At 72.4% G+C, this 25,987-nt stretch carries 23 protein-coding genes and 1 tRNA gene; 13 read left to right on the top strand and 11 right to left on the bottom strand.

Annotated elements, in window-relative coordinates:
* Nucleotides 1-44: 44 nt before the first annotated feature.
* Nucleotides 45-866, bottom strand: coding sequence for a pentapeptide repeat-containing protein (locus O2W17_RS20185; protein WP_269194245.1), 822 nt, complete (start codon nt 864-866; stop codon nt 45-47).
* A 39-nt stretch (nt 867-905) separates the two neighbouring features.
* The gene (locus O2W17_RS20180; protein WP_269194244.1) at nt 906-1,862 is read right to left on the bottom strand and encodes an NADPH:quinone oxidoreductase family protein; all 957 of its coding nucleotides are present in this window, start codon (nt 1,860-1,862) and stop codon (nt 906-908) included.
* A gap of 131 nt (nt 1,863-1,993) precedes the next feature.
* Here O2W17_RS20180 and O2W17_RS20175 point away from each other — a divergent pair, with 131 nt between their 5' ends.
* Nucleotides 1,994-2,557, top strand: coding sequence for a class I SAM-dependent methyltransferase (locus O2W17_RS20175; RefSeq protein ID WP_269194243.1), 564 nt, complete (start codon nt 1,994-1,996; stop codon nt 2,555-2,557).
* Nucleotides 2,558-2,564: 7 nt separating this feature from the next.
* Here the strand turns inward: O2W17_RS20175 and O2W17_RS20170 are convergent, their stop codons facing one another.
* Both O2W17_RS20170 and O2W17_RS20165 read right to left on the bottom strand, forming a co-directional pair.
* Nucleotides 2,565-3,368, bottom strand: a complete 804-nt coding sequence (locus O2W17_RS20170) for an SDR family oxidoreductase (protein ID WP_269194242.1) — start codon at nt 3,366-3,368, stop codon at nt 2,565-2,567.
* A 19-nt stretch (nt 3,369-3,387) separates the two neighbouring features.
* Nucleotides 3,388-4,713, bottom strand: coding sequence for a M20/M25/M40 family metallo-hydrolase (locus O2W17_RS20165; protein ID WP_269194241.1), 1,326 nt, complete (start codon nt 4,711-4,713; stop codon nt 3,388-3,390).
* A gap of 89 nt (nt 4,714-4,802) precedes the next feature.
* On the opposite strand from O2W17_RS20165, the gene O2W17_RS20160 reads away from it, so the two are divergent.
* Nucleotides 4,803-5,840 (top strand): GGDEF domain-containing protein, encoded by a 1,038-nt coding sequence (locus O2W17_RS20160; protein ID WP_269194240.1) that lies wholly within the window; start codon nt 4,803-4,805, stop codon nt 5,838-5,840.
* A gap of 68 nt (nt 5,841-5,908) precedes the next feature.
* Nucleotides 5,909-5,993 (top strand) — tRNA-Leu (locus O2W17_RS20155).
* 327 nt (nt 5,994-6,320) lie between these two features.
* Here the strand turns inward: O2W17_RS20155 and O2W17_RS20150 are convergent.
* The gene (locus tag O2W17_RS20150; RefSeq protein WP_269194239.1) at nt 6,321-6,854 is read right to left on the bottom strand and encodes a PaaI family thioesterase; all 534 of its coding nucleotides are present in this window, start codon (nt 6,852-6,854) and stop codon (nt 6,321-6,323) included.
* On the bottom strand, nt 6,851-8,239 hold the full coding sequence (locus O2W17_RS20145; protein ID WP_269194238.1) for an MFS transporter: 1,389 nt from the start codon (nt 8,237-8,239) through the stop codon (nt 6,851-6,853). The genes O2W17_RS20150 and O2W17_RS20145 overlap by 4 nt, the downstream gene beginning before the upstream one ends.
* 175 nt (nt 8,240-8,414) lie before the next feature.
* Here O2W17_RS20145 and O2W17_RS20140 point away from each other — a divergent pair, with 175 nt between their 5' ends.
* Entirely contained in the window at nt 8,415-8,858 is a 444-nt protein-coding gene (locus O2W17_RS20140; protein ID WP_269194237.1) for a winged helix-turn-helix transcriptional regulator, read from the top strand.
* A 237-nt stretch (nt 8,859-9,095) separates the two neighbouring features.
* On the opposite strand, the gene O2W17_RS20135 is transcribed toward O2W17_RS20140, so the two are convergent.
* Complete coding sequence (locus O2W17_RS20135) at nt 9,096-9,563, bottom strand: tyrosine-type recombinase/integrase (RefSeq protein ID WP_269194236.1); 468 nt, start codon at nt 9,561-9,563, stop codon at nt 9,096-9,098.
* Nucleotides 9,564-10,279: 716 nt separating this feature from the next.
* Here O2W17_RS20135 and O2W17_RS20130 point away from each other — a divergent pair.
* The 4 genes from O2W17_RS20130 (at nt 10,280) to O2W17_RS20115 (ending at nt 13,325) form a co-directional block, all read left to right on the top strand.
* Nucleotides 10,280-11,857, top strand: coding sequence for a PP2C family protein-serine/threonine phosphatase (locus O2W17_RS20130; RefSeq protein ID WP_269194235.1), 1,578 nt, complete (start codon nt 10,280-10,282; stop codon nt 11,855-11,857).
* On the top strand, nt 11,845-12,174 hold the full coding sequence (locus O2W17_RS20125; protein ID WP_269194234.1) for an STAS domain-containing protein: 330 nt from the start codon (nt 11,845-11,847) through the stop codon (nt 12,172-12,174). The genes O2W17_RS20130 and O2W17_RS20125 overlap by 13 nt, the downstream gene beginning before the upstream one ends.
* A 1-nt stretch (nt 12,175) precedes the next feature.
* Complete coding sequence (locus tag O2W17_RS20120; protein ID WP_269194233.1) at nt 12,176-12,604, top strand: ATP-binding protein; 429 nt, start codon at nt 12,176-12,178, stop codon at nt 12,602-12,604.
* Between the two features lie 217 nt (nt 12,605-12,821).
* Nucleotides 12,822-13,325, top strand: coding sequence for a hypothetical protein (locus tag O2W17_RS20115; RefSeq protein ID WP_269194232.1), 504 nt, complete (start codon nt 12,822-12,824; stop codon nt 13,323-13,325).
* Between the two features lie 95 nt (nt 13,326-13,420).
* Here the strand turns inward: O2W17_RS20115 and O2W17_RS20110 are convergent, their stop codons facing one another.
* The gene (locus O2W17_RS20110; RefSeq protein WP_269194231.1) at nt 13,421-15,073 is read right to left on the bottom strand and encodes an ABC-F family ATP-binding cassette domain-containing protein; all 1,653 of its coding nucleotides are present in this window, start codon (nt 15,071-15,073) and stop codon (nt 13,421-13,423) included.
* A 383-nt stretch (nt 15,074-15,456) separates the two neighbouring features.
* Here O2W17_RS20110 and O2W17_RS20105 point away from each other — a divergent pair, with 383 nt between their 5' ends.
* The 4 genes from O2W17_RS20105 to O2W17_RS20090 all read left to right on the top strand — a co-directional run bounded on the left by O2W17_RS20105 (nt 15,457) and on the right by O2W17_RS20090 (nt 20,248).
* Nucleotides 15,457-16,578, top strand: a complete 1,122-nt coding sequence (locus O2W17_RS20105; RefSeq protein WP_269194230.1) for a sensor histidine kinase — start codon at nt 15,457-15,459, stop codon at nt 16,576-16,578.
* Nucleotides 16,575-17,261 carry a response regulator gene (locus O2W17_RS20100; protein WP_269194229.1) on the top strand — a complete coding sequence of 229 codons (687 nt, stop codon included), beginning with the start codon at nt 16,575-16,577 and terminating at the stop codon, nt 17,259-17,261. Before O2W17_RS20105 ends, O2W17_RS20100 begins: the two co-directional genes overlap by 4 nt.
* A 195-nt stretch (nt 17,262-17,456) precedes the next feature.
* Nucleotides 17,457-18,689 (top strand): FAD-dependent oxidoreductase, encoded by a 1,233-nt coding sequence (locus O2W17_RS20095; RefSeq protein ID WP_269194228.1) that lies wholly within the window; start codon nt 17,457-17,459, stop codon nt 18,687-18,689.
* Nucleotides 18,686-20,248 (top strand): multicopper oxidase family protein, encoded by a 1,563-nt coding sequence (locus tag O2W17_RS20090; RefSeq protein WP_269194227.1) that lies wholly within the window; start codon nt 18,686-18,688, stop codon nt 20,246-20,248. Before O2W17_RS20095 ends, O2W17_RS20090 begins: the two co-directional genes overlap by 4 nt.
* A 603-nt stretch (nt 20,249-20,851) precedes the next feature.
* On the opposite strand, the gene O2W17_RS20085 is transcribed toward O2W17_RS20090, so the two are convergent.
* The 3 genes from O2W17_RS20085 to O2W17_RS20075 all read right to left on the bottom strand — a co-directional run bounded on the left by O2W17_RS20085 (nt 20,852) and on the right by O2W17_RS20075 (nt 24,529).
* Nucleotides 20,852-21,961: an ABC transporter permease gene (locus O2W17_RS20085; RefSeq protein WP_269194226.1), complete on the bottom strand. Its 1,110-nt coding sequence runs from the start codon at nt 21,959-21,961 to the stop codon at nt 20,852-20,854.
* Entirely contained in the window at nt 21,958-22,854 is an 897-nt protein-coding gene (locus O2W17_RS20080; protein WP_269194225.1) for an ABC transporter ATP-binding protein, read from the bottom strand. Before O2W17_RS20080 ends, O2W17_RS20085 begins: the two co-directional genes overlap by 4 nt.
* A gap of 256 nt (nt 22,855-23,110) precedes the next feature.
* Nucleotides 23,111-24,529 carry a LuxR C-terminal-related transcriptional regulator gene (locus O2W17_RS20075; protein WP_269194224.1) on the bottom strand — a complete coding sequence of 473 codons (1,419 nt, stop codon included), beginning with the start codon at nt 24,527-24,529 and terminating at the stop codon, nt 23,111-23,113.
* Between the two features lie 754 nt (nt 24,530-25,283).
* Between O2W17_RS20075 and O2W17_RS20070 the strand changes: the two genes are divergently transcribed.
* A complete protein-coding gene (locus tag O2W17_RS20070) occupies nt 25,284-25,742 on the top strand; it encodes a hypothetical protein (protein ID WP_269194223.1) in 459 nt (152 codons plus the stop codon).
* The last annotated feature ends 245 nt before the right edge of the window (nt 25,743-25,987 follow it).

The following is a 25,987-nucleotide window of genomic DNA, read 5'->3' as shown; positions in this document are numbered from 1 at the left end:
CCGAGCGAGCTCCCCGCGGTGTCCGCCACCCACCGGCGGACGCGCTAGACCCAGTGCGCCGGACGGTGCACCGCGGCCGGGATCCGGGTCGCGGCGTCCCCGCGCGCCGCGGAGACCTGCGGCTGGGTGAGGAACAGGCACCGGCTCAGGTCCGCGCCGCGCACGTCGGCCGCGCGCAGGTCGGCGCCCAGCAGGTCGGCGGCGCCCAGGTCGACGCCCCGCAGATCCGCACCGATCAGGTAGGCGCCCCGGAGGCCGGCTCCGCGCAGGTCGGTGCGCCGCAGGTCCCGGCCCATCAGATCGGCGCCGCGGCGGTCGCGCGCCCGGCTCCCGGCGCGCACCCGCTCGCTCACCCGGCCCAGCAGCTCCCCGACCTCGGCCCGCAGGGCACCGACGTCCAGCCCGGTCAGCTCCGCGACGGTGCCGCCGGCGCACCGCTCGACCTCGGCCCGCAGCCGCTCGACGTCCGGGTGGAGGGCGGCCACGGGGAGCGCCGTCGCCTCGGCCAGGTACCAGAGCATCTCGTGCAGCTGCCGCACCACCGGCAGGACGGCGAACTGCTCCCGGGCCAGCTCCGGGGTCTCCCGCCAGGCGCGGCCGCCGGAGGTCCCCTGGGTGATCCGCTGGCCGGCGCCGAAGCAGTCGAACACCGTGCACCCGGGGAAGCCGCGGTCGCGCAGCCGGTCGTGGATGCCGCAGCGGAAGTCGTCCCGCAGGTGCCGGCAGGGCGTGCCCGCCGGCTTGTCGATCGCGAAGTCGGCCGAGGCGGCGAAGGCCGGGGCGACGCAGCACAGGCCGGCGCACCGGGAGCAGTCCGCCCGCAGGTGCGCCCGGTCGTCGGCGAGGGGCAGCGGGCGGGACGGCATGGCGGGGACCAGGCTAGGCGCCGGTCCCCGCCGGGCCGGTCAGGGGACGAGCACGACCTTGCCGACGGTGTCGCGGGAGGCGAGCCGGGCGAGGGCCTGCGGCGCCTGGTCCAGCGGCAGGGCGGCGCCGACCAGCGGGTCGACCGAGCCGTCGCGGACCAGCCGGGTGAGGTCCTCGTGCACCTCGCTGATCACGGACGGGTCCATCTTCTTGTACAGGCCCCAGTGCAGTCCGACGACGCTGTAGTTCTTGACCAGCAGGTGGTTGGTCGGGGCATGCGGGATCGTGCCGCTGGTGAAGCCCACGACGACGATGCGGCCCTCGAAGGCGATGCACTTGCGGGACTTGTCGAAGACCTCGCCACCGACCGGGTCGTAGACGACGTCGGCGCCGCGCCCGCCGGTGATCTCCTTGACGATCGGGACGAAGTCCTCGGTCGTGTAGTCGATGACGTGGTCAGCGCCCAGCTCGCGGCAGATCTCGGTCTTGCGGGCGCCGCCGGCCGTCGCGATCACCGTGGCCCCGGCCGCCTTGCCGAGCTGGATGGCCGCCGTCCCGACGCCGCCGGCGCCGGCGTGCACGAGGAGGTGCTCCCCCGCCTGCAGGTGGGCGCGACGGTGCAGGCCGACGTGGCCGGTCTGGTAGGTCAGGTACAGGGAGGCCGCTTTCTCGTCGGACATCCCCTCGGGCACCGGCCAGGCGTTCGCGGCGTCCATCAGCGCGTACTCGGCGAACGCGCCCGGCCCGCCCGACGGGCCGCCGATGACGCGCTGGCCGGTCCCGACGATCTCGCCGCACAGCTCGACGCCGGGCGTGTACGGCAGCGGAGGCTTCTCCTGGTACTTGCCCATGGCCATGAGCACGTCGGGGAAGTTCAGCGCGGCCGCCCGCACCTTGACCAGCACCTGTCCCTCGCCGGGGGTGGGCTCGTCGACCTCGTCGAAGGACATGACCTCGGAGGGATCGCCGAGTTCGTGGACCCGCCATGCACGCATGGCCCCGACCATGCCAGACCGGCGGTGACCGCGATCACGCACCCCGGTTCGCCTCGCCAGGGCCCCGGGCAGCGTGCCAGGGTGCCCACGAGCGCCACCCCTTCCTGCCGGTGGCCACGGAGGAGGACCAGATGATCGAGCAGTTCACCGACCGATTGCGCTTCCTGGGCGCGTTCCTCGCCAACCCGCGCCAGGTGGGCGCCGTGCTGCCCACCTCCCGGGCGGCGGTGCGGGACATGCTGGACATGGCCGACGTGCCCGGCGCCGAGCTGGTCGTCGAGCTGGGCGCCGGCACCGGGGCGCAGACCCAGGAGATCCTGGCCCGGCTGCGGCCCGGCGCGCGGCTGATCACCTTCGAGATCGACGCCCGCCTGGCCAAGCTGCTGGACGAGCGGTTCGACGACCCGCGCGTGCAGGTGGTCTGCGACTCCGCGGAGAACCTCGGCGCGCACCTCGGCGACGCGCGCGCCGACGTCGTGGTCTCCGCGCTCCCCTACACCTCGCTGGAGCCGGGGCTGCGCCGCCGGATCCTCGACGTGCTCCCCGGCGCGCTGGCCGCGGGCGGCAGCACCGTCGTCATCCAGTACTCGCCGCTCCTGCTGCCCGAGCTGCGCTCGCGCTTCTCGTCGGTGCGGTGGCGGCTGACGCCGTGGAACGTCCCGCCGGCCTTCCTGTTCGCCTGCCGGCAGGACTGATCCGCGCTCAGCGCATCGACGGCGGGCGCAGCGCCTCGGGGACGACGGCGGTCTCGCCGGTCGCGGTCTTCGCCGACGGCACGCCCTTGAACTTGTAGGGCACCGTGCCGACGCCGGGCTGGATGACGTAGGCCGCACCGGGTTCGGCCGACGTCCAGGCCATGATCATCGCGTCGGCTACCTCCTCGGCGGTGAGCACCGGGAAGTTGGCCGCGGTGAACTGGTCCCGGATCCGGTCGATGATCGCGGTGTCGGCGAACCCCGGGCAGATCGCCGAGATCGTGATGCCCTCGCGGTCCAGGCGGGGCGCCATCGAGCGGACGAACGCGATCGCGCCGCCCTTGGCCACGCTGTACCCGGGGTCGCCGGCCATCGGCGAGAGCCCGGCCAGCGATGCGGTGACCACCATCGCGCCGCCGCCGGCCCGCCTGATGGCCGGGCGGGCGGCCTCGACGCCGTAGACGACGCCGAACAGGTCGATGGCGACGACCTTCATGAACTCGTCCATGTCGAGGGCGTCGTCGCTCTTGGCCGCGGAGATGCCAGCGTTGAGGTAGGCGGCGTCCAGGCGCCCGTGGTCGGCCTCGATCTTGGCGACGACCGCCTCGTTGGCCGCCTTGTCGGTGACGTCGAGGGCGGCGAACTCGCAGCCGAGGTCGGCGGCGACCGAGCGGTTGCGCTCGCTGTCCAGGTCGGCGAGGACGACGGTGACGTCGAGCGCCCGGAGCTTCGTGGCGAGGGCGCGGCCGAAGCCACCGGTCCCCCCGGTGATCAGGGCGACGGATCCGGCGGCGGGTGTGGGTGAAGTCACCCCCGCATCACACCACGGCTCAGGCGTTGCGCAGGAACCGGTCGAGCACCCGGACGCCGAACCGCAGCGACTCCACCGGCACGCGCTCGTCGATGCCGTGGAAGAGCGAGGCGAAGTCCAGGTCGGCGGGCAGCCGCAGCGGCGAGAAGCCGAAGCAGCGCATGCCCAGGCGCTGGAAGCTCTTGGCGTCGGTGCCGCCGCTCATCGTGAACGGCACCGGGCGGGCGGCGTCGTCCTCGGCCTTCAGCGCGGCGACCATCTGGTCGACCAGCGGGCCGTCGAACGTCGTCTCCACCGCCTGGTCGTGCACCAGCCACTCGCGCTGCACCCCCTCGCCGATCAGCGCGGCGAGCTGGCGCTCGAACTCCTCCTCCTGCCCGTAGAGGAAACGGCCGTCGACGGTCGCGCTCGCCGTCCCGGGGATGACGTTGGCCTTGTAGCCGGCGTCGAGCATCGTGGGGTTGGCGGTGTTGCGCAGCGCCGCGCCGATCATCCGGCTGATGCTGCCCAGGCGGGCCAGCGCGAGCTCGGGCTCGGCGGGGTCGATCTCGATCCCGTAGGCGTCCTCGACCGCGGCGAGGAACGCCCGCATCGGCGGGGTGAGAGTCAGCGGGAAGCGGTGCGCGCCGATGCGCGCCACCGCCTCGCACAGCCGGGTGACGGCGTTGTCGTCGTGCACGAACGAGCCGTGCCCGGGCTTCCCGGCGGCGGTCAGCCGCATCCAGGCCAGGCCCTTCTCGGCTGTCTGGACCAGGTACAGGCGCAGGTCGTCGCGGACGGTGATGCTGAAGCCGCCGACCTCGCTGATCGCCTCGGTGCAGCCCTCGAACAGGTCGGGGTGCTCGTCGACCAGGAAGTGCGCGCCGAGCTTGCCGCCGGCCTCCTCGTCGGCCACGTAGGCCAGCACGATGTCCCGCGGGGGCTGGACACCGGTGCGCGCCCAGTCCCGGACCAGGGCCAGCACCATCGCGTCCATGTCCTTCATGTCGACCGCGCCTCTGCCCCAGATGTAGCCGTCGCGCTCCTCCCCGGAGAACGGGTGCACGCTCCACTCGGCCGGGTCCGCCGGGACGACGTCGAGGTGCCCGTGCACCAGCAGCGCCGGCCGGCTGCGGTCGGCGCCGGGGATGCGGGCGACCAGGCTGGCCCTCCCCCGCTCCGACTCGTGGATGACGCTGTTGATGCCGGCCTCGTCGAGCTTCCCCGCCACCCACTCGGCGGCTCCCCGCTCCCCCGCGCTGGTGGCGGTGCTCCCGGTGTTCGTGGTGTCGATCCGGATCAGGTCGGAGAGCAGCTCGGCGACCTCGTCCTGGGCGCCGGCGAGCGGGGCGGGGTTCTCGGCCATGGGCCGATCGTCCCTCACCGGACCGCCGTCTGCCCCCGACGGGTGAGCAGGTGCTGAACCGGCCGGTACCTGTGGCCGATGAGCCTGGAGTGAGGTCGTTGCGCGCCTACGGCGCCCGAGAGCCCCGTGCCGCCGTCGCCAATGCCCGGGTGCTGCTGGTGGCGAGCGCCGCCATAGTGACGGTCCTGCCGGTCTTCTACGAGTCCGACGGCGGTCTGGCCGCGTTCGTCGTCCACTGGACCGGGATCGCCGCCCTGCTGGGTGCCGCACTCACGTGCCGGCTGGTGTCCCCGGAACGGCTGGACCGGGCGCACATCGGCCTCGTGCTCGGGCTGGGCAGCGTGGCGCTCATCGGAGGCTTGAACGTGCTGACCTCCGACGTCTCGGCCGGCTCCCAGGCCTTCTACGCATTCCCGGTGCTGTGGGCCGCCGTCCACCTCCGCACGCCGGCGGTGGTCCTCGTGACGGCGAGCGCACTCACCGCCGATCTCCTCACCCTCCTGGTCCTCCTGCCTCCTGCGGCGGCGATGGCCGACTTCCTGTTCTTCGGTGCCCTGCTGGTGGTGATCGCCGTCCTGCTGGTGCGGGCCAACCGGACGCAGGACCTGCTCGTGGACGCCCTGCAGCGGCAGGTGACCGTCGACGCGCTGACCGGCCTGGCCACGCGACGCGCCTTCGACCAGGCCATGGAGTCGGCGATGGGTCGGTCGGAACCCGGTGGCACCGCGCTGGTGCTGATCGACGTCGACTCGTTCAAGTCGATCAACGACACGCACGGGCACCCGGTGGGCGACGACGTCCTCGTGCACCTCGCCCGGGTGCTGCGCGGCCGGATCCGGACCGACGACGCCGTGCTCTCCCGGCTGGGCGGGGACGAGCTCGCCGTCCTGCTCCCCGGCTGCGGCCGCGACGTCGCCGCCCGGCGCGCCGACGAGCTTCTGCACGCGGTGCGGGCCGAGCCGCTGTGCCTGCCCGACGGCACCCTGCTGTCGCTGTCGATCAGCCTGGGCGTGGCCCACGTCCCGCAGGGTTCCCGGGACCGGCGCGGGCTCTACACCTCGGCGGACTCGGCGCTGTACGACGCCAAGCGGGCCGGCCGCGGACAGGTGGCGCTGGCCCCCGCGTGACCCGCCACGGCGTCGCCAGGGGGTGCGTGATCGGCCCCCGGCGGTCAGGTAGTCTTCTGCACGCACTCGTCCGGGTGGCGGAATGGCAGACGCGCTAGCTTGAGGTGCTAGTGCCCTTTATCGGGCGTGGGGGTTCAAGTCCCCCCTCGGACACAGAGTTGAACCGCCTCGGTCTCTACGCCGGTGGAGTTCTCCTGCTTCTGACGTCGGCACGTCCGCTCGATGCCTGAAGGGCCACATCGGCCGGCCCGCGATCCCTGGCGCCGCAGGCCCTCCCCCTCATGGGCGATGGGCCGCAGAACCCGAGGCGTAGCGCAGTCGCTTGCGCGTCGTGGCCAGCGTCTGGAACGCCGCGCCCAGTCCAGTACAGCTGCGGTGGCTGGTGGCCTCCCATCCGAGGTGGGCATCCGGGTGCCGTTGACTGCGAGGAGGCCCCTGGGAGTTCCCGGCGACTGGCGTAGGTCAGCGACAGTCGCCGCGTTATCCATCCTTGAGTGGAAAGACAAGGCAGGTGCTGGACGCGGTCGCGATCAACCTGCCTTCCGCGTCGCGCACCTCGCCGTCGGCGAAGGCGGCTCGACGTCCTGGTTTGGTGACCCGGCCGGTCGCGGTCAGCTCGCCTCCACCGTGCCGGACCGGGCGCAGATAGCTGACCTTGATCTCCAGGCTCGTGTAGCCCACTCCCGCCGGCAACGTGCTGTGCACCGCGCAACCGGCGACGGAGTCGAGAAGCGTGCAGACGAGGCCGCCGTGGACCACGCCGATGGGGTTGTACGCCGACTCGTCCGGCTGGCACCGGAACTCCACCGTCCCCTCGCCCACTGAGACCGCGGTCATGACCATCAGCCCGCCGATGGGGGCTGGGGGAAGCCGGCCGTCGATCATTGCCTGCAGGTATTCGCGGCCAGTGAGGGCGTGCATCGCCTGGGCGCCGATCATCGGGTCCCACCAGGTGACGGTCCTGGACCGGGGTTCGCCCCAGCCGTCGGGGGGTGAGCCTTCGTCCGGTCTCATGTCGTCTCCTGCGGTCGGGGGTGCGGAAGCGTCGCGGCAGCCGCGACAGCCGGTCGGATGCGCCGGCTCAGGACGGCGACACACACGACCCCGGCCGCGACGAAGAAGGCGATGGTCAGGGCGATGCCGTGCCGGAACGGGGTGAGCGGATCGGCGGCGGGGACCGTGAGCGCCGCGACGAGCGCAGCCACCCCCAGCACGGTGCCGACCTGCCGGGCCATGTTCAGGATTCCACTGCCGGTGCCCAGATGCGCCACGGGCAAGCCAGCGCTTCCGGCGCCCAGTAGCGAGGGGATGGCCAGCCCCACCCCGGCCCCGCCGATCAGCTGCGCCGGGAGCAGGTGCGTGATGTAGGCCGGCTCTACCTGGAGGGGCACCAGCCACACCACCTGCGCGACGGCGCCGACCACGCAGCCCAGGGCGGCGACCCGCCCGACCCCGCCCAGCAGGGGGATCAACCGGGGCGCGACGAGCCGCGCGAACGGCAGCACCATCAGCGGCCCCGGAGCGATGGCCAGCCCCGCCTCCAGCGGCGTGTAGCGCCAGACCCCGGTGAGGAACTCGACCGTGTTGAGAAGGAACGCGCCGAAGCCCGCGTAGTACAGCACCGACGCCGCTCCGGCCCCGGAGAACGTCCGCGACCGGAACAGGGCAGGCTCCAGTACCGGCGCCGGATGATGGAACGAGCGCGCCACGACCGCTCCCGCACACAGGGCCGCCGCCAGCAGCAGGCCTAGGACGCGGGCCGACGCCCAGCCCCAGTCCGGGGCCTCGACCAGTGCCCCGGCGACCAGGCCGACCGCCAACGCGAGGAACAGCGCGCCGAGCAGGTCGGGGCGGCTCCCCCGCGTCTCGTCCCGGCTCTCGGGCACCAGGCGCAGGGCGAGCAGGATCGCGACGACCCCCATCGGCAGGTTCACCCAGAACACCCAGCGCCAGCCGATCTCGACCAGGCCGCCACCGATCACCGGCCCGAGGGTCGCACCCAGGGCGCCGAGCGCCGACCAGGACCCGAGCGCGCGGGCGCGCTGTTCCTGCGGGACGACGGCCAGCAGCAGCGCCAGCGATGCCGGCACCATCACGCCGGCCCCGACCGCCTGCACCGTCCTGGCCGCCACGAGCCAGCCCACCCCCGGGGCCAGGCCGCACAGCAACGAGCCGCCGGTGAACACGGCCAGTCCCGCGACCATGGCGCGCCGGCGTCCGACCCGGTCGGCCCACCGTCCTGCGGGGACCAGCACCGCCGCGAACACGATCGTGTACGCGTTGAGGATCCACGACAGTGAGCCCAGATCCGCCTCCGCGTACTCCTCTCCGATCGAGGGGAACGCCAGGTTGACGATGAACAGGTCCAGGCTGGACATGAACACCGCAATGGCCAGCACCGCCACTACCGCCGCCGTCCCACCGTTCGGCTCGGGTTCGGTGACGGCCGATGAGGGCGACCTCTTGCCCAGCGCCATGGGTGGCCCCCCGGGGTGAGTTCGGATTCTGGACGCACGGTATCCCCGCCGAGGCGAGTCCGTCCAGATATCGGACTCATCGCGTTATGCTCGCGTCATGACCGCACCGGCGGAGCCCCGCATCTGCTCCATTGCGCGCACGCTCGAGGTGGTAGGCGAGAAGTGGGCGCTGCTTGCGGTGCGCGAGGTCTTTCTTGGCAACCGCCGCTTCGACGAGATGGTCCGGCGCACCGGGGCACCGCGGGACACGCTGACTGCGCGGCTTCGCACGCTGGTCGACGCCGGCATCTTGCAGCGTCAGCGGTACAGCGACCGCCCGCAGCGCTTCGAGTACCACCTCACAGCCGCCGGCCGGGACCTCTACCCGGTCATCCTGACCCTGCTGCGATGGGGCGACGAGCACCTCGCCGGCCCGGAGGGTCCCCCGCTGGTCCTCGAACACGCCTGCGGGCACCGACTGCTCGCGGAGGTCACTTGTCAGGCCTGCGGGGAGGTCGTCGATCCGGCGGAGACGACTAGGCGGTCTCCGACCAGCTCTTGATCCCCCCATCGCCGGTCTCGTCTTCCCCGCCTGCGCCGCCCCACTGGAAGGGCCCGGTCACCGGGAGGGGTCACGGTGATGACTGGACGCTCCGCGGCCGTAGGCGTGTGCGTATGTAGCGAGTCGCCCCTCGGACACAGCTTCACCCCGGCGTTCCTGCAGGTCAGGGGCCGGGGTGTTTCGCTGCAGTAGCCCGTGGGGCCCTCGTGATACCCGCCTGATACTTCGCGCCGCGAATCAGCCCTCGAGCAGCGCGGCGAAGCGGTCGGCCGCCTGGCGGCCCATGCCGGCGTGGACGTGCTGGTAGACGCTGAGCGTGATCGTGGCGCTGGCGTGGCCCAGGCGCTCCGAGACGACCTTCACCGGAACGCCGTCGGCGAGCAGCAGGGTGGCGTGAGTGTGGCGGAGGTCGTGCAGGCGGATCACTGGCAACTGTTCCTCTCCCAGCGTCTTGCGAGCCTGAACGACCTGGCTGACGAAGCGGCGGGAGAACCGCTCCGGGTGTCGGTGGCCGCCGTCCAGATTGCTGAGAACGTTCGCTGAATCTCGCACGAGGTCCAAAGCAAAGAGCCAACGGGCCGCCCGGTAGGCGCGCAGTGCCGCCACCGTGCCCGCGTCCAGATCCACGACTCGGGATTGGCCGGTCTTCGTCGGGCCCTCGACCCAGCCACGGGAACCGGCCGAGCTCCGGCGCGGTCCAGGCATTCATCTTCGGGGGCGCGCTTCCGACGGGCTCGGCGCCGAAGATCGGTCGGTCGGATTGTCGGCAAGCCGCCCTTGCCTGACCGCGTCACTGAGCGCCGACCGCAGGATCGTGAACACGTAGCGCACCGTGCGCGCGGAGAGCCCGCCCCGGCCTGCCGTCGCCGGAGCTCCGCCATCTTCGGACCTGCATTGCTCGACCCAGCGCACCCGCTGCCAGCCGGCTGCCTGCAACAGGGAGCCACTGGCTGCGGCTACGGAACAACCAGGGGCAGCCCGACAGCCGGCACCGGCTTGCATCTGTGGACGCGACTCGACGCTGTGGGCCACGGTCAGCAACCCAACCGCGCGGCCGAGCGCCAGTACCCGGGAACCTTCAAGGAGCGGCCTACCGATTTCCTCCTGCCCTCCTCCGGAGGACGCTGCCGGGGTAGTTCTCACGCGGACGAAGTCGATCGCCTGCCTCGGCACGCCGTGACGTGGCGAGGATTTCGGCCACGCAGGGGTAGGGCGAGAGACCCAAACTTCCAAAGTGACTGTGCGGGTTCGATTGCCGTCACCAGCTCAAGCGCGACGTCGCGGGACACCTCGCACAGGTCGCCCCTTGACATCTCGACACCCCGGGGCCGACGAGGATCCGTACGTGGGACGCTCGAAACCCACGAACGGCCTCCGCGTACCGGCCCTGGGCAGAACGCGACCGATACTCTCCGCGCACGATGACCCGCCACCCCGCGCTGCACCGCACCAGCACGATCGTCGCCGTTGCGGTGCTCCTGATCGCCGGCGTGCTGGCCTGGCTGGCGGCGCGGGTGACCAACGACGCCAACCGAGACCTGCTCGACCGACAGGTGGAGCAGGCCGCAACGGTCTTGAGTAGCGGGGTGGGCAGTCTGCAGGTGCAGCTGGCCGACGCCGGGCAGGTCGCGATCGCCACCGACGCCGCCCCCGGCCCTTTCCGGCGCTTCGCCGCCGCCCGGATCACCAGCAACGAGTCCTTCGCCGCGCTGTCCCTGCTGCGCAGCACCGACGGCGAGGTGGAGCTGCTGGCCACCGAAGGCGAGGACCCCCGGCTGCCCGCCGGCGGGCTGGACGACCCGTTCTTCACCGGCCTCGACACGGACGGACAGCTGGCAGTGGCCGGACTCCTGCCCGGCGAGCAGCCCCGGCTGGCCTACGCGCTGACGCCCGCCCGGGACACCACCGGGCTGATCGTCTACGCCGAAACGCTGGTGAACCCAGAACCGCAGCCAGAAGCGGAGGAGCCGGAGGACGCCGCGTTCGGCGGCCTCGACTTCGCCGTCTACCTCGGCGACTCCATCGACCCGGCACAGCTGATCCTGTCCACGGCGCCGACGCCGATCCGCGGCGACACCGAGACGGCGACCACCCCGTTCGGTGACACCGTTCTCACCATCGTCGGATCCGCCCAGTCGCCCCTGACCGGTGGGCTGGCGACCGCGCTGCCGTGGATCGTCGGCGGCTTGGGCGCCACCCTGGCGGTAGCCAGCGCGGCGGGCGTGGAGACCTTGTCCCGGCGACGCGGGGTCGCCGAAGAGCTGGCCGCCGAGAACGGGCGGCTCTACCGCCAGCAGCGCGGCATCGCCGGCACCCTGCAGCACTCCCTGCTGCCGGACCTGCCGCCACTGGACGAACTCGAGGTCGCCGCCCGCTACGTCGCCGGTGTCGACGACCTCGACGTGGGCGGTGACTGGTACGACGTGATTCCGCGCGGACCGGGATGCTACGTGTTCGTCGTCGGTGACATCTCCGGCCGGGGACTGCCCGCGGCCACGACGATGGCCGCGCTGCGCTTCGCGGTGCGCGCCTACGTCGCCGAAGGCCACGACATCGAAACGGTCATGGCACAGCTGGACCGGCTCCTCCACGTCGACACCGACCACCAGTTCGCCACCGTGCTCCTCGCCGAGCTGGACACGACAGCCCACCGCCTGCGGGTGCTGTGCGCCGGGCACTTCCCGCCGCTGCTGGTGACCGCCGGCCGCGCCGAGCCGATCGACTGCCCGATCACGCCCCCGATCGGCGTCGGAGTTCCCCGCACCGTGGCCGCCACGGTGGTGCACCTGCCCGAGGCTGCCACGCTGCTGGCGTACACCGACGGCCTGGTGGAACGCCGCGACGAGGTGCTCGACGTCGGGCTGGACCGGCTGCGCGAGGCCGCGGCCGACGCTGCCGACCAGCCCCTGGGGGCACTCGTCGATCACCTGATGGAGCACATGACAGTGGACGGCGGAAAGGACGACACTGTCCTGATGGGGCTGCGATGGACGAGGTAGCCGCCGGAGCGCGGGCGCGGCTGGACGTCGAGGCCGCCGGCGACGGCGGCCCGCTGCTGGTCCGGCTCGGCGGAGAACTGGATCTGGCCGGCCTGCCCGACGTGCTGCCGGCCCTGGACCGCCTGCTGGGCATGCCGCCGCAGCCGGTGCGCATCGACGCCGGCGACCTACGGTTCCTCGACTCGACCGGTGTCGCGGTGCTCATCCGCATCGCCAACCACTTCGACCGGGTCGAGCTCGTGCATTCCACCCCGGCGGTGCGCCGGGTGGTGCTGGCGTTGGGCCTGGCCCCCCACCTCGGCCTGGACGGCGACTGACATGCCCAGCCGGACCTTCCCCGCCGTCGCCGCCTCGGTGCCCGAGGCGCGCGGCTACGTCACCGCACTGCTTGCCCCGCTGGCCCCCGACGTGTGCGAGGTCGCCGCCCTGCTGGTCTCCGAGCTGGCCACCAACGCCATCCGGCACGCCGGCGGCCGGACCTTCGAGGTGACGGTGCGGCCGCTGACCGACCCTGACCGGGTGTGGTGCGGCGTCAGCGACACCGGCAGCAGCCAGCCGGTGCTCCGCTCACCGGCGGTGACCGACGAGCACGGCCGCGGGCTGCGCCTGATCGGCGTGCTCTCCGACCGCTGGGGCGCCCACCGCCGCCGCGCCACCGATACCAAGACGGTGTGGTTCGAGCTGAACTACGACCCCCGCGCCCCCGCGCCCGCCGACCGCACCCCCGAGGCCGAACGCACCGCCTGAGCAGCAAACACAAGCACGGTCACCGGCCGCGCATACCAAGCGGAATTCAGGCACTCAGCCGACCGCCGATGCAGTGCCACGACTATCTCAGCGTGGACAGCGCGATGGCCGGAGCCGGCGGATGACGACAGCGCGCGGCACCTTCCTCCTGGCCGTTCCCGGAGTCCTCGGCCTCCTCCTCCTCGCCCACCCTCCGGACCCTTCTCGAGGTCAGGTGATGAGCGATCTCGCGGACGTGGAGACCCGCTGGCTGGTCGTGCACGTGGGTCTGCTCCTCGCCCTGCCCCTGCTGGGTTTGTGGGTGTGGCTCGTCCTCCAGGGCGTGCCCGGACGTGTCGCCACGCTCTCCCGCGTCAGCGCGGTCTTCTTCGTCGCCTTCTACACCGCCTTCGACGCACTCGTGGGCATCGCGAGCGGCGTACTCGTCCGTGAAGCTCGCGCGCTCGACGGGGCGGCGAGCCAGCTCGCCGAGACCTGGTGGGCCATCCCGGCGCCTGTGTGGGTCTTCTCCACGCTGGGGCCGTTGTCCTGGCTGCTCACCGCTGGTGCGGCAGCCGTCGCGCATATGCGGGCCGGAAGCAGTCTCGTCGTGGTCGGTGGCCTGGCCGTGGCGGCCCCGCTGTTCGCGTTCGGTCACCCCACCCTCGGCGGACCCGTGGCGATGGTCGGATTGATCGTCGCGGCCGCCGCCCTGCTACGACACCGGTCAACGCCTCCGTAGTGGGGACCGCGCTGGCCTTCCCTCACGCGCGGCTCCGATGAGCTCCGCTCCCGGCTGGAGCCGGGCCGGATCATGCGAAGTGCCGGTCCACACTCTCAGCACCGTGCGGGCCCCAGCGGACGGCCGCCGAGGTCCAACCGCGGCCAGGAAGACAGGTCGGCCTGCATCTGCCGGTCGTGGGTGGCGACGACCACCGCCGAGTCGGTGGTGTGCAGGGCGTTGGTGAGCTCGTCGACCAGTGCGATCGACACGTGGTTGGTCGGTTCGTCGAGGAGCAGAACGTGGGGTCGTGCGGCAAGGGCCATCGCGAGATCCAGTCGCCGTTGCTGGCCCGTCGACAGCTCGCGCACCGGGCGCCGCAGGTCCGAAGGCCGGAACAGTCCCAGTCCGGAGAGGGCCACGGTTTCGGACTCTGCCAGGACGCCGTTCCGCTGCAGTCCCCGCACGTGCGCGGCGAAGACCTCGGCCGCCGAGCCCGCGTCGGCCCGCGGCGACTCCTGCCGCAGCAGGTGCACGCGGGCGCTGCGGGACCGGCTGACCTGGCCACCGCTGGGCGCAAGCTCCCCGGAGAGCACGGCGAGCAGGGTCGACTTGCCGGCGCCGTTGGGGCCGGTGATGAGCAGCCGTGATCCGGAGTGCAGGGCCAGGGACACCGCCCGCCGCATCCGCTCAGTGACCCGCACGTCGCGCGCCAGGACCAGCGGCGTGCCCGGCCGGACCGGCAGGGGGGGCATCTGGAAGCGCAGTGGGGGGCGCGGCGCTCCCACCGCTTGGCTCCGGAGCTCCTCCTGGCGTCGGTGCACCGCGCGGACCAGGGACGGCGCCCGGGTAGCGCGTTGGTGCTTGCCGGTGCCCTTGTCCGGCCGCCACCCGGTCACCAGGCGGTTCTGCGCACGGGACAGGTTCTCCTGCAGCCGGGCACCTTCGGCCTGGTGCTCCTCGTACTCGGCCTGCCAGCGGGCAAGCTCCGCCCGCCGCCCGGCCTGGTAGCCGGCATACCTGTCGCCGTATAGGCGGGGGCGGCCGTCCCGGCTGGGGTCGAGGTCGAGGATCGAGGTGGCGACGTCGCTCAACAGCGCCCGGTCGTGGCTGACGAGCACCACGCCCCCTGAGTGCTCCTGGAGCCGGGTCGTGAGGAACTCCAACCCGTCGGCGTCGAGGTGGTTGGTCGGCTCGTCCAGGAGCAGGAAGTCGTGCGCGGCGCCCAGCAGGCAGGCCAGCCGAACCCGGTAGCGCTGTCCCACGGACAACTCCTGCAGCAGCCGTGAGCGGTCTGTCACCGCTCCGAGGTGCTCCAGTGCCACGTCGACGCGGCGGTCGGCGTCCCAGGCGTCCAGCGCCTCCGCGGCCGAGAGAGCGGCGGCGTAGTCCTCGTCGGCGCCGGGCTCCCCGTTGGCCAGTGCCGCGCTGCTGGTCTCGAGCGCTCGCACCGCCGCCCGTGCCGGGGCGAGTTCTCGGTCGATCGCGTCGGCGACGGTGGCGCCGTCGTCAACCGGCATCTCCTGTTCGGCGACCCCGAAGGTGCCGAGGCGGCGCACGTGACCGCTGTCGGGCGTCAGCGTGCCCGCGAGGATGTGCAGCAGGGTCGACTTGCCCCGGCCGTTCTCGCCGACGACGCCCCACCGGGATGTGGGCGACACGGTCAGGGACACACCGTCGAGGACGGCGCGGCCCCCGCGCTGGATGTGCAGGTTCTCGGCAGAGAGCTGGGCCCGCGCACGCGCGGGCAGCGGAATGGTGATCGTCACTCGTTCCTCCGGACGGAGGCACGTTCCCCTCGAATCAGGCGGGGGCGTGCTCTTCGCGCTGAGCCGGCCGTGGATGGCCGGCACCGGTCAGAACGACCCGGGGCGCAGAGAGCGCGGCGGGCCGCCCGGAGGGCTGCTCAGAGGAAGTACAAGTACGTCACGACACCCACGCTAGCAACGCCGCCAGTCGGGGGCACGGATTTTCCGGGCGCCCACAGTCCGAGCTCCCCCTACAGTGAGCCACGAGCGCGCGCGGCCCACCGGCCACCGCCGGCCTGGAACCGGCGCCCGGCAGAGAGCTGGATGTGACAGGTCGACCGTCTTCCACTGCATCGCACGGCGAGGATCGCCCTCGGCGTGGCAGGGACTGGCGACCGCCCGCCGTGGCTGTCGATGCCGGCGTGGCCGCGGCGGCTGCGCTCGCGGCCACCGCGGCGCTGTTCTCGGCCGACGAGACGGGAAGCCGACCTCCGGACGCCGTCGCGGTCGGCATCCTCTGCGCCGCCGCTGCCGCCCTGCTGCTGCGCCGGCGCCGACCGCGGACCGCGTTGTTCGGCACGGTCGGATCGGCGCTGGTCTACCTGGCTCTGGACTATCCGGGTGGGCCGGAGCTGCCGGTGCTGATGGTGGCCTTCTACAGCGTGGCGGCCGCGGGGCAGCGGTGGGAGACGGTGCTGGTCGTCGTCCTGTTCGGCGGCGGCGGCGCGGTCTACCGGGCGGTGGTGGAGCGGGAGTCGTTCTTCGAGATCACCCTCACGATGGCGTTGCTGGTGCTCGCCTTCCTGCTGGGCGACAGCGTGTCGACCCGGCGGCGGCTGCGCGCGGAGGTCCGGGAGCGGCTGCGTGCGGCGGCGGTGGAGAAGGAGCTCGAGGCCCAGACCCGGGTCAGCAGTGAACGGATGCGGATCGCACGGGAGCTGCACGACGTCCTGGCGCACACGATCACCACGATGACGGTGCACGCCGGCGCCGCCGCCGACCTGCTGTCAGACCGACCCGAGCAGGCACGCCGTTCACTGGCGACGCTGCGCGCCTCGGGCCGGGACGCGATGACCGAACTGCGCGCGACGATCGCGGTGCTCCGCTCGGGTGACGAGGAGCCGACCCGGCAGTCGGTGCCGGGGCTGGCCCAGCTGGATGCCCTGGTGCGCGGTGTCCGGCAGGCCGGCCTGCCGGTCGAGCTGGAGTTCCGCGGTGAGCGCCGCAAGCTGCCGGCCGCCGTGGAACTGACCGTGTACCGCATCGTGCAGGAAGCTCTGACCAACGTGATCCGCCACGCCCGGGCATCCCGGGCGGCCGTGTGCGTCGACGTGGCACCCACCGCGGTCGAGGTGACCGTTGAGGACGACGGCGCTGGCCGCCCGGAGGCACTGCATCAGGGCTCCGGACTGCTGGGACTCGGCGAACGGGCCCGGGCGCTCGGCGGCGCCCTGTCCGCGGGGAACCGCCCCGGCGGAGGCTTCCGAGTCCGGGCGACGCTGCCCGTCCCGGAGGCGGAGAGGTGACCGGCGGAGGATCCGGCGACCGGGTCGTCCGGGTGCTGCTCGTCGACGACCAGGCGTTGGTCCGTGCCGGGTTCCGCCTCGTGCTGGAGCGGGACGAACGCATCGAGGTGGTCGCCGAGGCGACCGACGGAGCTGCGGCAGTCGAGCTGGCCGAGCGGCACCGGCCCGACGTCGTGCTCATGGACATCCGCATGCCCGTTCTGGACGGCATCGAGGCCACCCGCCGCATCCTCACCGTGGGCCGGCCTGACACCCCGCGCGTCGTCGTCCTCACCACCTACGAGCAGGACGACTACATCGCCGACGCGCTGCAGGCAGGCGCCAGCGGGTTCCTGCTCAAGGACGTCGAACCCGAGGACCTCCGCCGAGCGGTCCACCTCGTCGCCGCCGGCGACGCGCTGCTGTCCCCCAGCGTCACCCGCCGACTCCTGGACACCCTGCGGGCTCGTCCCGACCCGCGACCCAAGGACCCCGAACGGCTCGACGGACTCACCCCGCGGGAGCGGGAGGTCGTCGCCCTGGTCGGTCGCGGGCTGAGCACCACCGAGATCGGCCGGGCGCTGTTCATGAGCCCAGCCACCGCCAAGACCCACCTCAACCGAGCCATGACCAAGCTGCACGCCCGGGACCGCGCGCAGCTGGTCGTGATCGCCCACGAGACGGGGCTCGTCCCGCCGCACTGACCCGCGCGCCGGTCCTCCGATCGCGGCAGCCCGACCGCCTCCGTCTACCGCCGAAACAGTAGGCAGCTCGCGCCATCGCGCCGATGGCCCAGCGGCCGCGGCTTCCTAGCGTCGAACTCGTCGCGCGGCCCACCCCCAGCCCTCGGGCAGCGGCCACCGGCAGACCGCACATCCCCGAGACGCACGGGACATCCCATGACGCGAGTACGAACAGCAATCGTGGTCGGCGGCGGCATCGCCGGCCAGGTCGCCGCGGTCGCCCTGCAACGCGCCGGAATCCGACCGACCGTGTGGGAGGCCTACGCCCGGGACGCCGACGGCGTCGGCGCCTTCCTCGGCCTGGGCCTCAACGGCGTCGACGCACTGCGCACCGTGGACATGGACGCCCCCGTCCTCGCGCGGGGCATCGCCACGCCCCGGATGGTGATGACGAACGGGCACGGCAAGATCCTCGCCGACGTACCCAACGGCGGAACCCTGCCGGATGGCACGCACCCCCTCACCATCCGGCGGGCGGACCTCTACGCCGCCCTGCGCGAGGACGCCGAGCGGCGCGGCATCGTCACCCACTACGGCAAGCGGCTGACCGACGTTCGCCACACCGGCCGTGGCGTGCAGGCACGGTTTGCCGACGGCAGCACCGCTGAGGCCGACGTCCTGGTCGGCGCGGACGGCATCCGCTCCACGGTCCGGCGGCTCCTCGACCCGGCGGCCCCCGACGCCAGCTACGTCGGATTCCTCAACACCGGCGGCTACGCCCGCGGCGTCGACGTCCCCGGCCCACCGGGGATGAATCACTTCTGCTTCGGCCGCCGCGCGTTCTTCGGCTGGATCATGGCTTCCGACGGGGAGGTCTGGTGGTTCGCCAACCTCCCGGCGCCCCGGGAGCCCGACCCGGAGAAGCTGGCCGCCGTCCCCGCCGAGCTGTGGCGGGCCCGGCTGCTGGACCTGTTCGCCGACGACCGCATCCCGGCCGTCGACTTGATCCGGGCGACCGAGAACGTGTTCGCCGGCTGGACCACCTACGACCTGCCCTCGGTGCCCACCTGGCACGACGGGCGCACGGTGATCATCGGCGACGCCGCGCACGCCGTGTCGCCCTCGGCCGGGCAGGGTGCCGCGCTGGCGATCGAGGACGCCGTCGTCCTCGCCCGATGCCTGCGCGATCTCGCCGACGCGCCGGCCGCGTTGACCCGCTACGAGCAGCTGCGCCGGGACCGGGTCGAGAAGGTCAGGGCGCAGGGACGCCGCAACGGCAGTGGCAAGACCGTCGGCCCCGTCGGGCGGGCGATCCGCGACCTCGTCCTGCCGATCGTGATGCGCCGGCTGTTCCGCGACGGCCGCGACCCGCTGCGCTGGATGTGGGACCACCACATCGACTGGGACGCCCCCGTGACCGCGCCCGCCGCGACGGCGGTGACCCGATGACCGCCATCAGCGCCACCCCCCGCGCACGGCGCACCGGCCGGCGGTGGGTCGTGCGCGCGCTCCTTGCACTGCTCGTCGTCGCCCTCGCCGGGGTCGGCGCGCTGGCCCTGACGTGGGCGCGCGCGTCCACCGACACCACCGGCCAGGTCGCCTTCGACCGGCCGCTGGCCATCCCGCCGCTCGCCCCCTCCCGCATCGAGAACGGCACCCGGGTCTTCGACCTGCGCGCCACGACCGGCACCACCGACTTCGGCGTCGGAGACGGCGCCACCCGCACCTGGGGCTTCAACGGCGCCTACCTCGGACCCACCCTGCGCGCCGAGCGCGGCGAACAGGTCCGCATCGACGTCGCCAACGACCTGCCCGAGATGACCACCGTGCACTGGCACGGCCACGAGCTGCCCGCCGCCATGGACGGCGGCCCGCACCAGGAGATCCCACCCGGCCAGACCTGGAGCCCGTCCTGGACGGTCGACCAGCCCGCCGCGACCACCTGGTACCACCCGCACCCGCATGGCGCGACCGCCGACCAGGTGGTCCGCGGCATGGCCGGGATGTTCATCCTGGACGACGACACCAGCCGGACCCTGGACCTGCCTGACGACTACGGCGTCGACGACGTCCCGGTCGTCGTCCAGGACCAGGCCTTCGACGGCGATGGCCAGTTCCGCCTGGCCGAGCACCCGTTCAGCCCGGTCGGCCACCTCGGCGACACGATCCTGGCCAACGGCACCGTCGGCGGCTACCACGAGGTCACCACCGAACGGATCCGGCTCCGGCTGCTCAACGCCTCCCCGTCACGGGTGTACGACTTCGGCTTCGACGACGGCCGGGAGTTCGCCCTCGTCGGTACCGACGGCGGGCTGCTCCCGGCGCCGCACCGCACCGACGCCGTGCGGCTGTCCCCCGGCGAACGGGCCGAGATCGTCGTCGCCCTCGATCCTGCTGAGCGCGTCGTGCTGCGCAGCAATGCGCCCGATCTCGGGGCCGACCCCTGGACCGGCCGGTTCGCCGGCGGTGACGACCGCTTCGACATCCTGCAGCTGCGCGCAGCCGACACCCTCACCGCGTCACCGGAGGTCCCCGCCACGCTGGCCGAGGCCCCCGGCCTCGACCCCGCCGACGCGGTCGCCACCCGCCAGTTCCGCTTCTCCGGCGTCAGCATCAACGGCCAACGCATGGACATGGCGCGAATCGACGAGGCCGTCCTCGCCGACACCACCGAGCTGTGGGAGATCGAGACCTCCGACGGAGCACCGCACAACTTCCACGTCCACGGCGCCCGGTTCACCGTCCTCGACATCGACGGCGACACCCCCGGCCCAGAGCTGTCCGGATGGAAGGACACCGTCTACCTGGCCCCGGCCACCACCACCCGCATCCTGGTGCACTTCACCGATCACGCCGACCCGGACCTGCCCTTCATGATCCACTGCCACCTCCTGCGGCACGAGGACCGCGGCATGATGGCCCAGTTCGTCGTTCTGAACCCAGGGCAGGAGCCGGGCCACGTTCCGGCGACCCACCACCACGTCAGCGCCCCCAGGGGAGCCAGGTGACGGGCGCTGCGACCGACTCCTCGACCGCTGAAGGGGACCCGCACATGACTCGGACACGTCGGAACTACCTGATCGCGCTCCGGGACGGCGTCCTGGGCGGAGCTGCCGCGGCCATCGTCATCTACGCACTCGCCATGCTGGCCGCGACGACCGGCATGCTGACCGGGATGCTCGGGGACACCTTCAGCCACTCGCTGATGGGGATCCCCAGAAGTCGCCGGTCATGTCGCGAAAGGGCTGCATCCTGGCGGCGTCAGCCAGGTGGTGTATGCCCGCCATGCGCCAGACCCGCCGCTGGCTGCAAACCGGCGCCGTCCAAGCCTCTCGATCCGCAGAGGGCGCGGTGCTGCGCCCCAGGGTTGCCGTCACCCGGACCGTCCCACCTGTGCCGTCGAAACGGACGATCATCCGCAGGCTGGTGGACTCCCCGCACCGTTGGGCCCCGGAAGCACGTGACGGTGCCAGGCCGGACGGTGACCGTGACGTCGTCGACGGCAGTCTGCTCGACGTACTGGTCAGCGCGGGCCTCGATCATCGGTGTCTCCTTACTCTGGCGTCTTCCGGGTGGGCGGGTCAGGTAGGGGACTGCTGTCGCACCGTCCGTCACGATTCCCAGCGGAACAGGCGCGTGGCTGCGGCGCCGACGACGAGTGCGAACGCCAGGAGCACGAGGCAGGGCAGCCACACGGCCGCCACCCCCTCCCCGCGCACCAGGACATCGGTGATGCCGTCGTTCATCCAGCCCAGTGGCAGCACGCGACTGACCGACTGCATCCAGGACGGCGCGGCCGACAGGTCGAAGAAGACGCCGGAGAGGAAGGCCATCGGCAGCACGATGAAGTTGGCGAGGGCGCTCGCCGCTTCCTCGGTCTTGGCGATGGCGCCGACCAGCAGGCCGACGCCCAGGAACGAGCACGTCCCGCACAGGAGGATGGGCAGCGCCAGCCACCACTGGCCGGCCAGTTCGAGGCCGAAGACCGGGAGCATCGCCACCGCGATGAAGACGACGGCCTGCAGCAGGGCAACCAGCAGCGACACTCCGACCCGGGCCGCCACGATCGTCCACGCCGGCGCCGGGGACAGGCGAAGCCGCCGCAGCACCTGCCGGTTCCGCCAGGCGACCAACGTCAGCGCCGCCCCGAACGCGGCCGACGTCGCCACGCCCCAGGAGAGGATGCCGGGGGCGAGGAACTGGATGGGCCCGAACCGCTCGGACTCCACCTGCTGAGTCGTCAGCGTGATGGCCGGCGGCTGGCCGGTGGCCGCGAGATTGGCCTCGTTGATCACCGAGGAGACGACCTGCTGGACGGTCCCCGCCTGCACCTGATCACTGGCGGCGAAGTACAGGGTGACCTCACCGCCCTGCTCGATCACCGCTCCGGCCACGTCGCCGGCCTCGACCGCCGCCACGGCCTCCTGGGCATCCTCGAAGGCCACGGACTCGACGACGTCGTCGGGGAGGGCCGTGACCACCGGCCCCTCGCCCACGACTGCCAGCGGGGTCGTACCGGCGCCATCGCCGCGGAACACCAGCCCGAAGACCACGAGGAACATCAGGGGGAAGAGGAACGCGAACAGCAGCGACGTCCGGTCCCGGAAGAAGCTGCGCAGCATCGCGCGGGACAGCGACCGCAACTGCCCGGACGTCGAGGGCCTCGGGCCTGCCGGCCGCGTCCCGGGCGTGGACCGGGTCGTGACGTCGGTGGCGCTCATGCCCGGTACTCCCGGCCCGTGAGGGTGAGGAAGACGTCCTCCAGGGTGGCCGTGCGCACGCTGACTCCGTCCAAGGCGTTGCGCTCCGCCAGCGCGGCGACCAGCCGCGCGGGCTCCCGTGTGGAGAGCACGACGTCCCCGTCGGTGTCCACCACGGTCTCGACACCCGGGAGCCGGTGGGCAGCCCCGGTGTCCAGGACCTCACGCGGCAGGGCGACACGGGTGGCGGCCGACAGCCCTCGGATGAGCGCGGCGGGAGTGTCGAGGGAGAGGATCCGGCCGGCGTCCATGATCGCGACCCGGTCGCAGAGGATCTCGGCCTCGTCCATGTAGTGCGTGGTGTACACGACGGTGGTCCCGCCCTCCTGGATCCGGCGGAGCAGATCCCACAGGTTGCGTCGCGCCTGCGGGTCCAGCGCCGCCGTCGGTTCGTCGAGGAAGACGACCTCCGGGTCGTGGACCAGTGCGCAGGCGATGGACAGCCGCTGCCGCTGCCCGCCCGAGAGCTGGTCCTCGCGGACATCGGCCTTCTCTGTCAGGCCGACGAGCTCCAGCATGTCGTCGGCTCGCCGCTGATCGACGCCGTAGAGACCCCCGAAGGTCTGCAGCTGCTCCCGGCACGTGAGCCGCTCGAAGAAGGCGCTGGCCTGCAACTGGACCCCGATCCGGGACAGCAGCCGCGGGTTGCGCGGCCACACCGGCTCCCCCAGCAGCCGGACCGCGCCCTCGTCCGGCTCCCGGATGCCCTCGACAATCTCCAGAGTGGTCGTCTTGCCCGCACCGTTGGGGCCGAGGATGCCGAAGAACTCGCCCGCCGCGACGCTGAAGGACACGTCGTGGACGGCGCGAAACCCTCCGTAGTCCTTGACCAGACCGTCGACCTCGATGGCCATGGGCCGGTCAGGTCGGTCGGTCACCATCAGGGCGCCCGGACGTCGTCGGGGTGGCGCAGCGGGACTCCATGACGTCCCGCCGCTGCCCGGGTTCTCCGGTCGTATTCCGACGTCGTGGCGGAGCGATCACTGCGAGACGCGGCCTGGGCTGCGTTCATCTGCATGGAACCGACTCTTCGCCGCGCACGGAACGCTCACCATCGTGCGCGCCCGACGATCTGCTGTACGGCCCGCCACACCGTCGACAACCCCGGGTTCAGCGGATGTGCATGTGCTCCTGGAAGACCAGGACGGCCTGGACCCGCCGCTCCCGGTCTGTCGTCGGGGGCAGGTCCAGCTTGAGGAAGACGTTGCTGATGTGCTTCTCCACCGCACGCTTGGTGACCACCAACCTCGCGGCGATGGCGTCATTGCTCAGTCCCTCGGCGAGCAGGTGCAGGACATCGCGCTCGCGCGGGGTGAGTTCGCTGAGCGGATCGTCGGCCCGGTCCAGCCGCGCGATCTCCGTCATCACCTCGCCGTCGACGGCGGTGCCACCGGTCGCCACGGAGCGGACCTGCTGGATGAAGGTGTCGATGTCGGCCAGCCGGTCCTTGAGCAGGTACCCGACACCGGTGCCTGATGCCGCGAGCAGCTCCCGGGCGTTGCCCACTGCGACGTGTTCGGCGAGGACGAGGACGCCGGTCGAGGGATGCTCGGACCTGATCCTCCGAGCGGTCTCGAGTGCCTCGGCGGTCTGCGCATCGCGGAAATCGACGATGGCGACATCCGGTCGATAGGTGCGGACACGGGCGAGCAGGTCACGGGGGCTGTCGCACTGCGCGATGACGTCGATACCGGCATCGGCGAGCACCTGCCGGAGTGCCTCGCGGAGGAAAACGGCATCCTCGGCCAGGACCGCGCGCAGCCGCTCGGTCCCCGGAGCGGGACGCAGCCGGTCTGCGCCTCGGGGGGACGGGGCTCCCAGGGACACCACGACGCGGCATTCCGGGTCGCCGACGGCGATGCGCTGCTCCAGCCGGACGTCACCGTGCCCGGTGTTCCGGATGGCGATGCCGTCGAAGACGCCGGCGGTCATCCCGCACAGCGACGGCGCCCGCCGGACGGCGTCGCCGAACGGGCATCGACGGTTGCCCAGGACGATCTGGTCGTCGCTGACCGAGAGGGGATAGAAGTCGCCCCCGACGGCGGCCTCCGACGAGACGAGCAGGTCGACGACCTGCTGCGGCGACAGCCGCTCGGTCAGCCCGCGGGCGCGGCGGTACTCCTGCTCGATCCGCGTGCCGACCGCGGTGCCGACCGCGGTGACCGCCGCCCCCGCCGCTGCCGGCCCGTGGGTGTGGTCCACCGCCTGCGCCAGCTGGACGGTGACCGCCCCGAGAAAGGCATCCCGCCCGACGCTGCCGTCGCAGGCGACGTCATCCGGCGAGGGGAGCCAACCGCTCTGAGGACCGAGGGTGACCGGGCCGCTGCCTGCGGCGCGAGCGATCGGCAGCCGCAGCGACACGTCGGATCCGCGGCTGCCGTGCCGTGCGACGTGCAGTGGACCGGCGACGTCGGACAGCATCCGTAACCCACCCCGTACCTGCGCAGCCAGCACGTCGGCGAGGCTGAAGCCGCGCCCCAGGTCGCGGACATGCAGGACCGGCTCCAGCACGGTCCAGTCGACGCGCACCCATGCCGGTCCCGGTGCATGTCGGCAGACATTCCCGACGAGTTCGTCGAAGGCCAGTTCGGCAATCCGCACCTCCGCGCCGGACCCGGTCTCTGCATGCCGGGCCAGGTACGTGAGCACCGCATGGCGCACGTCGCTGACCGCCGTCGGATCCGACGTGTCGAAGGCGCATTCCATCGAAACCACCACCTGCCTCCGACGCTACGCCCGAGCCCACCTGAGCCGGATGACGCTTCGACGACGTCTCCCCGACGTCTCCCCGCTCGCCGCACCGGTGCGGTGCACCGCACCCCCGATCCACGTGCGGACTCCACTGCGCTCCCCCACGCCAGGCCCCACCGTGGAGCCACTCGGCCCCATCGCCCTCGTCGGGCGATCGAGGGAATCCAGGGTGACCGGCGGAGGAACGTGAGGGCCAGATGGCGAAGGTCCGGGTCACGGCGGACGAAGTACGGATCGCTCTGTCGCCATGGGAGAAGGTCGCCGCGCTTCACGGCGACCTTCGGCTCCCCCGCCGGGCCGTCTGCGGCGTGGAGGTGCTGGACGACTCCCTGACCGGGGTCCGCGGCGTCCGCGCGCCGGGGCTGCGCCTACCGAGGTCCCGAGCGATCGGCACGTGGCGGCACCGGCATGGGAAGGACTTCGTCGTTGCCCGACGCGCACAGGGTGGGCTGCGCCTGGTCCTGTCCGGGTCGCCGTGGAGCGCCGTCCTGATCAGTCTTCCCGATCCACGAGCAGTGGCCGAGCAGCTCCGATGAAGCACGCGACCGATGAACACGGCACTGGGCCAGCGCGGTCGACCGGGCCGTTGCAGGGTCTTGACGCGGCCCGGATGAGCACCAGTCGGGGGCTGACCTCACTCACCGGGGCCGACGTCGTCCCCGCCCACAATGGAAAGAGGAGAGCGCTCATGCGGGGATGGAAGCCCGTCGAAAGAACCGTCACGACTCGCGTCTCGCTCGAGGAGGCGGTACGCCGCGCGCTCGAGGAGGGCTTCCAAGTCCGCCAGCGACATACAGCACTGGTACTGCTTCACCGACCGGGCACCCAGCTGGCCCTGCGTGGTGAGAAATTCCCGCTTGAGCTCGCCGTCGCCGAGAGCGACGAAGGCCTTTTTCTCCAACTGCGCTACGACACCTTCGCCCTCGCGGACAGCGGCGACCTCGACCGGCTGGCCGACGATCTCGCGGGAACCCTCGCCCGCACCGACTGAACCCCGCAGTCCGCGGAGGCCGATGTACGGGAGATCTGGCTGTGCCCGCTGCTCGGCGAGGCCGAGGAGCCGTTGAGGACCGCCGTCCCGTGGCCCGACCGAGGGCTCGACGAGCGCGGGGTCATCGACGCGACCCCTGGAGGCCGTCGCCGACGAGGTTGTGCAGCTGCGGCGCTAGGAAGCCCGGGGCTTCCTTCGGCGACCACGCCTGCGGATCTGCGGGGCGGTCGAGCACCGGCTCAACG

The sequence above is a fragment of the Blastococcus sp. VKM Ac-2987 genome, from assembly GCF_026967805.1.
Lineage (GTDB): Bacteria > Actinomycetota > Actinomycetes > Mycobacteriales > Geodermatophilaceae > Blastococcus.
This window is presented reverse-complemented; position numbering and strand designations above follow the sequence as displayed.

What these genes read in the sequence shown, in the direction of transcription:
- O2W17_RS20130 (WP_269194235.1), top strand. Translation starts at nt 10,280, where the DNA reads ATGACCCGCCACCCCGCGCTGCACCGCACCAGCACGATCGTCGCCGTT.
- O2W17_RS20095 (WP_269194228.1), top strand. Translation starts at nt 17,457, where the DNA reads ATGACGCGAGTACGAACAGCAATCGTGGTCGGCGGCGGCATCGCCGGC.
- O2W17_RS20115 (WP_269194232.1), top strand. Translation starts at nt 12,822, where the DNA reads ATGAGCGATCTCGCGGACGTGGAGACCCGCTGGCTGGTCGTGCACGTG.
- O2W17_RS20150 (WP_269194239.1), bottom strand. Translation starts at nt 6,854, where the DNA reads ATGAGACCGGACGAAGGCTCACCCCCCGACGGCTGGGGCGAACCCCGG.
- O2W17_RS20090 (WP_269194227.1), top strand. Translation starts at nt 18,686, where the DNA reads ATGACCGCCATCAGCGCCACCCCCCGCGCACGGCGCACCGGCCGGCGG.
- O2W17_RS20125 (WP_269194234.1), top strand. Translation starts at nt 11,845, where the DNA reads ATGGACGAGGTAGCCGCCGGAGCGCGGGCGCGGCTGGACGTCGAGGCC.
- O2W17_RS20135 (WP_269194236.1), bottom strand. Translation starts at nt 9,563, where the DNA reads ATGCCTGGACCGCGCCGGAGCTCGGCCGGTTCCCGTGGCTGGGTCGAG.
- O2W17_RS20070 (WP_269194223.1), top strand. Translation starts at nt 25,284, where the DNA reads ATGAAGCACGCGACCGATGAACACGGCACTGGGCCAGCGCGGTCGACC.
- O2W17_RS20175 (WP_269194243.1), top strand. Translation starts at nt 1,994, where the DNA reads ATGATCGAGCAGTTCACCGACCGATTGCGCTTCCTGGGCGCGTTCCTC.
- O2W17_RS20185 (WP_269194245.1), bottom strand. Translation starts at nt 866, where the DNA reads ATGCCGTCCCGCCCGCTGCCCCTCGCCGACGACCGGGCGCACCTGCGG.
- O2W17_RS20180 (WP_269194244.1), bottom strand. Translation starts at nt 1,862, where the DNA reads ATGCGTGCATGGCGGGTCCACGAACTCGGCGATCCCTCCGAGGTCATG.
- O2W17_RS20080 (WP_269194225.1), bottom strand. Translation starts at nt 22,854, where the DNA reads ATGGCCATCGAGGTCGACGGTCTGGTCAAGGACTACGGAGGGTTTCGC.
- O2W17_RS20165 (WP_269194241.1), bottom strand. Translation starts at nt 4,713, where the DNA reads ATGGCCGAGAACCCCGCCCCGCTCGCCGGCGCCCAGGACGAGGTCGCC.
- O2W17_RS20120 (WP_269194233.1), top strand. Translation starts at nt 12,176, where the DNA reads ATGCCCAGCCGGACCTTCCCCGCCGTCGCCGCCTCGGTGCCCGAGGCG.
- O2W17_RS20140 (WP_269194237.1), top strand. Translation starts at nt 8,415, where the DNA reads ATGACCGCACCGGCGGAGCCCCGCATCTGCTCCATTGCGCGCACGCTC.
- O2W17_RS20085 (WP_269194226.1), bottom strand. Translation starts at nt 21,961, where the DNA reads ATGAGCGCCACCGACGTCACGACCCGGTCCACGCCCGGGACGCGGCCG.